Genomic DNA, 1,062 nt, shown 5'->3' with positions numbered 1-1,062 from the left:
CTCCGGCAGCGCCCCGGCCGGGTCGCGCCCGGCGCGCGTCACCAGCTGGTGCAGCAGGCCGGCGGTGCGCACGGCCAGCCGCCGCCCGGAGAGGCGCAGCGCGGCGAGGTGTGCCGTGGTCATGGGCGGCAGCGGACGAGCAGAATCGTTCCCGCAGTCGGGGTCCCACGCGTCGGCGAGCCCTGGGCAGACCAGGAGGTAGTCGTCGACCGGGGCGAGCAGCCGCGCCGCGTCGGGGACGCCGGCGAGGTACGGCCGTACGCGGGCCGTCAGGCCGGCCAGCAGCCGGGTGTCCTGGCGCAGGGTGCGGCTGACGGACCGCAGCTCCGCCTCCACGTCGGCGTGCGGGGAGCCGTCCCCGACGGTCGCCACCCCCCACATGGGTGCCTCGACGACCGCGGTGACGGTGCCGTGCCGGTGCGGGTGGAACCACGTCGACTCGACGGCGGCCTCGGTGATGGCGGCGGCGAGGTCGCGACGGTGCGGGGGCGGGATGCGGTAGACGGCGGGGCCGAGTCCGGGCCAGTACAGGGCGTCGTAGGCGCCGAGTTCGCGCGGGACGCCGAGACGGGCGGCGATGCCCGCGACCCGCCGGTCGAGGCCGGGCAGGTCGCGGGTGAGCTCGACGAAGCCGCCGCCGACGTCGACGCCGTGCAGGGAGCACTGGAGGAAGGGCCGCAGTTCGTCCTGGAGGGCGAGCAGGGCGCGGGTCTCGGGCAGCGCGGCGGCTGCGGCGCCGTCGGGCAGCCATTCGGGTTGTTCCAGGAAGCCGGGCCGGAAGAAGTTCCGGAAGTGGTGGCCGAGGGTGTACGGGCCGGTCAGCCAGCGCTCGTTGCGGCGCAGCCCGTCGGGGTCGAGGCAGAGCAGCAGGTTCCAGGTGGCGTCGGCGCCCTCGGTGAGCCGGGGGTCGGCCAGGGCGCGCTCGGCCAGGCGCAGCACTGTGGCTCCGCCCACGGGCTCGTTGGCGTGCGGCCCGGCGACGACGAGGGCCTGGCGGCTGCCGTGGCCGACGCCGAGCAGCCACAGGGGGATGCCCGCGCGGGAGGCGCCGACCCGGCGCAG

At 77.2% G+C, this 1,062-nt stretch carries 1 protein-coding gene; it reads right to left on the bottom strand.

The window, feature by feature from the left end; genetic code table 11:
* Positions 1 to 1,062, bottom strand: a 1,062-nt coding sequence (locus B7767_RS34805) for a M14 family zinc carboxypeptidase (protein ID WP_256923672.1), incomplete at both ends; no start/stop codon positions are given.

The sequence above is a fragment of the Streptomyces sp. 13-12-16 genome, from assembly GCF_002114215.1.
In the GTDB taxonomy this organism is placed as follows: Bacteria; Actinomycetota; Actinomycetes; order Streptomycetales; family Streptomycetaceae; genus Streptomyces.
Note: the sequence above shows the minus strand (reverse complement) of the source record. Positions and strands in the feature narration are given on the sequence as shown.